General features: G+C 57.0%; 7 protein-coding genes. 4 read left to right on the top strand and 3 right to left on the bottom strand.

Features of this window, described 5'->3' with window-relative positions:
* Positions 1-225: 225 nt before the first annotated feature.
* The gene (locus tag EXR70_24480; protein ID MSP41655.1) at positions 226-693 is read right to left on the bottom strand and encodes a hypothetical protein; all 468 of its coding nucleotides are present in this window, start codon (positions 691-693) and stop codon (positions 226-228) included.
* Positions 694-729: 36 nt separating this feature from the next.
* On the opposite strand from EXR70_24480, the gene EXR70_24475 reads away from it, so the two are divergent.
* Positions 730-2,118, top strand: coding sequence for an anaerobic glycerol-3-phosphate dehydrogenase subunit C (locus EXR70_24475; GenBank protein MSP41654.1), 1,389 nt, complete (start codon positions 730-732; stop codon positions 2,116-2,118).
* 248 nt (positions 2,119-2,366) lie between these two features.
* Here EXR70_24475 and EXR70_24470 read toward each other — a convergent pair whose 3' ends face one another.
* Entirely contained in the window at positions 2,367-3,113 is a 747-nt protein-coding gene (locus tag EXR70_24470; GenBank protein MSP41653.1) for a hypothetical protein, read from the bottom strand.
* A 173-nt stretch (positions 3,114-3,286) separates the two neighbouring features.
* On the bottom strand, positions 3,287-4,639 hold the full coding sequence (gene gor, locus EXR70_24465) for a glutathione-disulfide reductase (protein ID MSP41652.1): 1,353 nt from the start codon (positions 4,637-4,639) through the stop codon (positions 3,287-3,289).
* Positions 4,640-4,765: 126 nt separating this feature from the next.
* Here gor and EXR70_24460 point away from each other — a divergent pair, with 126 nt between their 5' ends.
* Genes EXR70_24460 through EXR70_24450 form a run of 3 tightly spaced genes read left to right on the top strand, consistent with a single transcriptional unit; the run spans position 4,766 to position 7,446 of the window.
* Entirely contained in the window at positions 4,766-6,052 is a 1,287-nt protein-coding gene (locus EXR70_24460; GenBank protein MSP41651.1) for an MFS transporter, read from the top strand.
* Positions 6,045-7,031 carry a chromosome partitioning protein ParB gene (locus EXR70_24455; GenBank protein ID MSP41650.1) on the top strand — a complete coding sequence of 329 codons (987 nt, stop codon included), beginning with the start codon at positions 6,045-6,047 and terminating at the stop codon, positions 7,029-7,031. The genes EXR70_24460 and EXR70_24455 overlap by 8 nt, the downstream gene beginning before the upstream one ends.
* A gap of 31 nt (positions 7,032-7,062) precedes the next feature.
* On the top strand, positions 7,063-7,446 hold the full coding sequence (locus EXR70_24450; protein MSP41649.1) for a hypothetical protein: 384 nt from the start codon (positions 7,063-7,065) through the stop codon (positions 7,444-7,446).
* Positions 7,447-7,584 lie beyond the last annotated feature (138 nt).

Genomic DNA, 7,584 nt, shown 5'->3' with positions numbered 1-7,584 from the left:
GACGCACACACTTGGCCTATATCGAACCAACTCCAACAAGGTGGGGTTCCGCTATGGCCAGGTTTCTAACTTACGACCTCAACCCAACGCACTACCCTGACATAATCGCGTTGCTGTTAACATGACATATTGACGTTGCCACGACACAATAGCCAAGTCCCGGAGGCGGCGCCTGCCGGGACTTGGAGGAATCGTGAATTAGTCCAGCGGGAATTGGCGAGTGGATTAATCTCTACCGTAATCCCAACCGCGGCCCCAGCGGCCGTTATCCTGGCGGTTCCAATCCCGACGATCGCCAAACCGGCCATTGGTGCCGGAGCCAAAGTTGCCGCGGTCGCGACGCAGCTCTGCGTAATCGTCGCGAATCTCCCGACGATCCTGGTAGATCTCGCGAACGTCCTGACGAATCTCGGCTCTCTTACCATCTATGGCGCCGCGGCTCGCGTGACTGCGATACAAGTTTCGCAAGTCGGCGCGATCGCGCCCAAGCTCCGCCTGATCCCGCGCCAGCTCGGCGCGATCCTTGTGCAATTCGCGCCAGTCCTGACGAATTTCATGGCGTGCTACCACCGGTCGAACATCATGCCGGGGAAAATGGTTCCAGCGATTGGGCTCAGCCTGCGCCGGCACGTTGAAAACCGCCAGCGAAACCAGCCCCGCCGCGAACAGTGTGATTGTTGATTTTGCTTTCATAAGAACCTCCTTGCTCGATTAGACGCGGCACCGAGAATAACGTTAACAACGCCATTCATTGCGCCAGCCGCTTCCGGCGGCTATAAGAGTTTCGAGGCGTCGCCATCTCGAAGGGAGCCAGCCGTGATCAACCATCCAGCCTACGATCCCACCGACCCACGCTATTACGACGAAAAAGATTTACGCGCCGAAACCGAACGGATCTTTGGCCGGTGCGCCGACTGCCGCATGTGCGTCAAATATTGCGGCAGCTTTCCCAAATTATTCAACGCGGTTGACGACTATTGCGTCGAAGGCAAGTACGCCGATGTCGATACGAAGAAATTAAAAACCGAAGATGTCCGCGCCATCGTCGACGACTGTTTCCAATGTAAGCTCTGCTATATCAAGTGCCCCTACACCCCCGGCGACCACGACTGGGCAATCGATTTTCCGCGCCTGATGGCCCGGGCCAAAGCCCAGGAGGTAAGAAAAAACGGCGTGCCGCTAGCGGATAAACTGTTGGGCAATCCCGATCTCATCGGAAAACTCGCCACCGCCACCGCGCCGCTGGCCAACTGGGGCAATGAAAATACCTTGAATCGAAAAGTGATGGAGAGCGTCCTCGGCATTCACAAGGACAAGAAGTTGCCGCCCTTCGCCTCCACGACGTTTGCAAAACAATTCGCCGCGCAGCGCAAAGCAACCAAGGGAGAGCCGACGGCGAAGATCGCCTTCTTCTCAACCTGCTACGTCAACTACAATCAACCGGAGATCGGCAACGCCACGTTGGAAGTCATGGCGCAGAATAATGTCGATGTCGAGATCGCCTACGAGCGCTGCTGCGGCATGCCGCTGTGGCACAACGGCGACATGGACGGCGCCATCGAAGCGGCGAAGTTCAACGTCGCCTACCTGAAGCCCTTCGTCGACGCCGGCCGCACTGTAATCGCGACCAATCCTACCTGCTCGCAAATGCTCCGGGTAGAATATCCGCGCCTTCTCGGCAACGACGAAGCCAAGAAAGTCGCGGCCAATGTCATGGACCCGATGGAATTTTTGGCGAAGTTGGCGAGCCAAGGCAAACTTAATAAAAGTTTCAAAACCGGCGCCGGCAATATCAGCTACCACATCCCGTGCCACCTGCGCGCGCAAAATGTCGGCTACAAAACCCGCGACGTGCTGTCGTTGCTGCCGGACACCCAAGTGAAAGTCGTCGAAGAATGCTCCGGCCACGACGGTACTTGGGCGATGAAGAAAGAGCACTTCGAGCAATCGCTCAAATGGGGCAACCGCGCGTTCCAGCAAATGGCCGAAGGCGAGCCCAAAGTCACCTGCTCCGATTGTCCGTTAGCCGCGATTCAAATCGAACAGGCCAACGGCCAACGGCCGCTCAATCCGATGCAGATACTAGCGATGAGTTATCGCGGCGAGGCGATCGGATGATGACCGGTCACCACAGAGGACCTAGCGCGGCACAGCCGCAACCGAAGAAGATTGGCCGCAAAGAACGCAAAGGCCACAAAAGGGACGTAGGGGCGACCGGCTGGTCGCCCTACGGATCGGCTACGCAGAAGATTTGCGCAGGCCGCGTAAATTGTGCGGTATAGTAGTACACAGAGCACAGAGGAGAGATTTGAGATTCGTAGGGGCGGGTCCAGACCCGCCCTCTTTCGACACACCAAGCAGACAACCTACATCGCCTTACTAAAAATCCCCGCTTCACTCAGCCCGATGCCACAGGTCACGGCGACTTCATCGCGGTACAGCAGCCAGTGATGCAACGCTTCTTCGAAGGCGCGCAACACCGTGCCGCGGCGGGTCGGGTGGACGTATTCTAAAATCGCCCGCCAGGCCAAGGCGCGATGGTGCGCTTCGACTTGCCGATGCGCTTTTGTCAACGCCAAGTGTTCCACCGGCATGTCGTAAAATTTGACCAGCGGATGCTGCTCTAAAGGCGGCACATGCACTGTCACCGATGGATCGAAGAGCGCTCTGTCATCCTTGGTGCCTTCGATAAAAATTGTCACGATGGCGGCAGCAACGTCCCAACCTTGGCGCTGGGTGGCGGCGTCGAGAAAGTCGCGATAACGTTTCGCCGCCGGCAGCAGTTCGACATGCTTGAAGCGCTCAACGTCCATGCCTAAGCCGCGCGGATATTCCAGAAACAGCTCAGGGTGCGGGTTGCCGGCGACCAACCCGCCGGTTTCTTCTTCGTAGAGATTCTCGGCCAAGCTGCGGCGCACTTCGGCGATCGGACAGTGGACAAAAGCCCAGCCAACCATCACCGGAAAGTCGCGCACGTACGTGCCGTACTCTTGCTCGAAGTGGTAGTGCAACCGCTCCTTGGGCACCCGACCCGAAGTGAACGCCGGCCAGGCCCAATGAACTTTGCGATCCATGGTGGCGAGCAATTGGTGGCGAAAAGTTAACCGGTCCATTGGCGACTCCTTTTCCGGGCTACGGATCAACCCTGAATGGAGCAACCGATATGCCAGCGGACGCTGATAACTCTTTGGAACTTACGCGCCACACCGTCCCGCGGCGCCAAGGTAAATATGACAGACCTGCAACCCCAGGTGACCAACAAGGCTAATCTGCCAGGCCGTCGCCCCTAACCGAGTTTGGTGCGCATAGTCACAAACTCTTCCGCCGCGGTCGGGTGAATACCGACGGTCTGATCGAACTGAGCTTTGGTGGCGCCGCAGTTGAGCGCCACGGCGAAGCCCTGAATCATCTCGCCGGCGTCGGCGCCGACCATGTGGCAACCGAGCACTTTGTCGCTCGCTTGATCGACGATCAGCTTCATCATGGTCCGTTCATCACGGCCGCTGAGCGTATGTTTGAGCGGCTTGAAGGCGGTGCGATAAACGTCGATCTTGAAATTGCGCCCGCGCGCTTCCTCTTCTGTGAGCCCCACGGTGCCGCAGTTGGGCGTGCTAAACACCGCGGTGGGAACGTTCATATAGCTCGGCTTGGTCGGCTTGTTATTGAACAGCGTGTTGGCCAACGCCATTCCCTCGGCGATAGCGACCGGTGTGAGCATCATGCGATCGGTGCAATCGCCGATGGCGTAGACGCTGTCGACGCTCGACTTTGAATAATCGTCCACCACCACCGCGCCGTTGGCTTTGAGCTTCACGCCGGCCTTTTCCAAGCCGAGATCGGGCGTCTTCGAGTTGCGCCCGGTGGCGTAAAGGATCTGCTCGGCTTCAATGGTTTGACCGTCGGCGAGCGTCGCCGTGAGCGCGCCGCGATTTTTTTCGATCTTCACAATGTCGCTATTGAAACGCAGATCGATGCCGCGTTTTCGCATCTCTTCGGCGAGGGTTGAGCGAATATCTTTATCGAAGCCGCGCAAAAACAAATCGCCGCGATAGAGCTGCGTGGTCTTGGCGCCCAAGCCGTGAAAAATGCCGGCGAACTCAACGCCGATGTATCCGCCGCCAACAACGATGACTTTTCCCGGCAGCGTCGGCAGATAAAAAACTTCGTTGGAAGTAATCGCCAATTCCGAACCGAGAAATGTCGGCACCGCCGGCCAGCTGCCGACGGCGACCAAAATATATTTCGCCGTGATCTGTTTGCCGTCGATCACCACCGTGTGCGGGTCGACGACCTCGGCGCGCCCTTCGAAAAGTCTGACGCCGGCGTCGGCGAGAAGTTTTCGGTAGACGCCGTTCAGCCGGTTGATCTCCTTGTCCTTGTTGGCAATCAGCTTGGCCCAATCGAAGCGCCGCTCGCCGGTACTCCAGCCGTAACCACCGTGATCTGCGAAATCCTCGCCGTAGTGCGCCGCGTAAACCAAGAGCTTCTTGGGAATGCAGCCGACGTTGGCGCAGGTGCCGCCGAGATAGCGTTCCTCGGCGACCGCCACTTTGGCGCCGAAGGAAGCCGAGATGCGGCTCGCGCGCACGCCGCCGGAGCCGGCACCGATGGTAAACAGATCGTAATCGAATTGAGCCATGCAATATAGCCTTTCCCTTTAGATGTTGGCTCATGATAAAAGGAAGCATTCGGTTCTACAATCGAGCGAGGTTTTAATTTACAACTCGGATCCGCGGCATGCTCACGCTCATTCAATTCGTCAAAGATGATAGCGATTAATCCACGACGGCGTTTCAGCCTCGCACTGAGCGCACTGCGCCACCGCAATTACCGCTTGTATTGGTTTGGCCAACTCGCTTCGGTGTTGGCGCAAAATATGGAATTCGTGGCGCAAAGCTGGCTGGTGATCGAGCTCACCAACTCGCCGCTGCTGCTCGGCCTCACCGGGCTCAGCCAAGCGATTCCGACCATCACGCTGACTCTCGTCGGCGGCGTGATCGCCGACCGCGCCGATCGCCGGCGCATCATGATCGCGGCGCAATCCACCGTCGCGCTGCTCTATTTAATCCTGGCAACTTTGATCTTCGCCAAACAGGTCGCACTCTGGCATGTCATGACCATCGCGTTTATCTCCGGTGCGGTGCGCGCCTTCGATCGGCCGAGCCGCATGGCGCTCCTGCCGCACATGGTGCCCAAAGAAGATATTCCCAACGCCGTCGCCATCGGCGGCACCGTCTGGCAACTGTGCAAGCTCACCGGTCCGGCCCTCGCCGGGATATTGATCTATTTGTTCGGCGTCGCCGTCACCTATTATCTTTGCTTCGCCGCATCACTGAGCGCGGTAACGCTCTGGCTGTTCATCCGCTTGCAACATCAGCCCACCGCAGCCAGCCGCGGCGGCATGCTGCAGCAGATGAAAGACGGCGTGAACTTCATTCGCCACAACGAACTCTACTTGACCTTCATCGGCCTGACTTTTTTCAACAGCATCTTCGGCATGTCCTACGTCATCCTAATGCCAATATTCGCCCGCGACATTCTCCACGTCGGCTCACGCGGTTTCGGTTTTTTGCAAAGCGCCGCCGGTGCCGGCGCCTTGGTCGGCGCGTTGATGGCCGCGGTTTTCTCTCACACCGGCCGGCAAGTTTTGCAAACCGCGCTGGGCGCGACGCTGTTCGGGATTTTTTTAATGCTGTTTGCGCTCTCGCCGATTTACTCGTTGTCGTTGAGCTTGGTCTTCGCCTTAGGAATGACCAGCCAGTTTTATATGACCAGCGTCAACCAAACCTTGCAATTGCATTTACCCGAACAGTTGCGCGGCCGAGTCATGGGCATCTCCGGACTCGCTTGGGAAGTGACGCCCATCGGCGGCATCTTCGCCGGAACCATTGCAGAATTCGCCGGCGCGCCGATAGCCGTGCTTATCGGCGGCGCATTGGTTGCCGGCACGGCGCTGCGCATAGTAATGTCCAAAGCCAAGATGCAGAGACTCGAGCCGCAACACGACGGCAACGGCGGCACAATCCGAGCCGAGGTCGAAGCCGATGGCTGAAAAAAAAGCGAAGAAGAAATCCACCGCGCCGCGCAAACGGCGTAAGCTAGCCGGTAAATCAACCGGCCTTTCGGCCAAAGAAGTTCTCGCCGCTACGCCGCCCAGTAATGTCACGGCGCTGCAAGATGCTATAGATCGGGACGGTGGTAAAGTTTTAACAACCTATCGCGAGCCCTTCGGCGAGCAGTGGCTGGTCATCGCCGCGTTACCCATCGACCAAGTCGAACCGACGCCCTTCCAACGTAATTTGTCCGACGCGCATGCGCGCAAACTCGAAACCGTCATCGCCAAGCTCGGCCGCTTTCTCGATCCGATCGTCGCCGTGCGCAAGGAAGTCAAAGACAGCGCTACCCGCTACTGGACGCCCAATGGCAACCACCGCTTACAAGCGATGAAAACTTTAGGCGCGAAAGCGATTATCGCCATCGTCGTGCCGGAAGCAGCAACAGCGTATCAAATTCTCGCACTCAACACCGAGAAAGCGCACAACCTGCGCGAGCGCGCGCTGGAAGTGATTAAAATGTACCAGGAGCTGGCGACCCTCGATGAAGCGACGGAGGAAAGCTATGCGTTGGAATTCGAAGAAGCCGCCCTGATCACGCTGGGCCTTTGTTATCTAGAGAACGGCCGCTTCAGCGGCGGCGCCTATCATCCGATCCTCCGCCGTTCGGACCAATTCCTAAAGAAGCCACTTGAATCGGCAATCGAAGTTCGTCGCCAACGAGCGAAAACATTGATGGACCTCGACAAAACCGTCGTCGAAAAAGTCGAAGCCCTCAAAGCCAAAGGCCTCACCAGCCCCTACCTAAAGAGTTTCGTTGTGGCGAGAATCAACCCAATCCGCTTCCGCCCCAAAGACGCTCCACCGCTGAGCTTCGACGATGTGCTGGAACGGATGAGCAGCGCGGCGCAAAAGATGAACGTCGAAAAAATCAAAGTCGAAGATTTGGCGACATCCGGCGGGGCGCCGGAAGAGTAGAAATCCTCGCTACCGGTGAAGTGGTAGACACATGTCCATCCGCGAATCGTTTAAAATCGGCACCATCGAAATCCCCAAAATTGGATTGCCAAAAAGCACCGCAGGGATCTTGAATGACTACATGGCAGCGTATGATGTTGACTACGGCTACGTCGCCATGTTTGGAATCGAACGACCAGAGTTGATCCAAGACTCATCCGTCGACTCCAAATATCTTCGACTTTACGCAGCCTTCAAGTTTTTAGAATCAAAACCTGACAACGGTCTCGCTGTATTACATATTGCAAATGCCCTCGGTGATTTAGATGATGCTGACGGCGTAAAACTCGTGCTTGAGTCACTCGAACAAAGTGGAGGGCTTCATCTCTACCCGGTTTGGTATGAAGATCCCATGTTTCACTTAGGGAATCTCTGAACAAGTCATCTAGCAAGTCGTCTAATAACGAAGAGCAGAAAGACCGACAAGGTGAGGCGGGAGGAAAGAGCGTGGGGGAGCAGACAACGTTTGCGAGTTTGGCGTGGGCGAGAAAGAAAAAGCAGAGCAAGCGGGAAA

The sequence above is a fragment of the Deltaproteobacteria bacterium genome (genome assembly GCA_009692615.1).
GTDB lineage: Bacteria > Desulfobacterota > Binatia > UBA9968 > UBA9968 > DP-20.
This window is presented reverse-complemented; position numbering and strand designations above follow the sequence as displayed.

What these genes read in the sequence shown, in the direction of transcription:
- EXR70_24480 (MSP41655.1), bottom strand. Translation starts at nt 693, where the DNA reads ATGAAAGCAAAATCAACAATCACACTGTTCGCGGCGGGGCTGGTTTCG.
- EXR70_24470 (MSP41653.1), bottom strand. Translation starts at nt 3,113, where the DNA reads ATGGACCGGTTAACTTTTCGCCACCAATTGCTCGCCACCATGGATCGC.
- gor (MSP41652.1), bottom strand. Translation starts at nt 4,639, where the DNA reads ATGGCTCAATTCGATTACGATCTGTTTACCATCGGTGCCGGCTCCGGC.
- EXR70_24460 (MSP41651.1), top strand. Translation starts at nt 4,766, where the DNA reads ATGATAGCGATTAATCCACGACGGCGTTTCAGCCTCGCACTGAGCGCA.
- EXR70_24455 (MSP41650.1), top strand. Translation starts at nt 6,045, where the DNA reads ATGGCTGAAAAAAAAGCGAAGAAGAAATCCACCGCGCCGCGCAAACGG.
- EXR70_24450 (MSP41649.1), top strand. Translation starts at nt 7,063, where the DNA reads ATGTCCATCCGCGAATCGTTTAAAATCGGCACCATCGAAATCCCCAAA.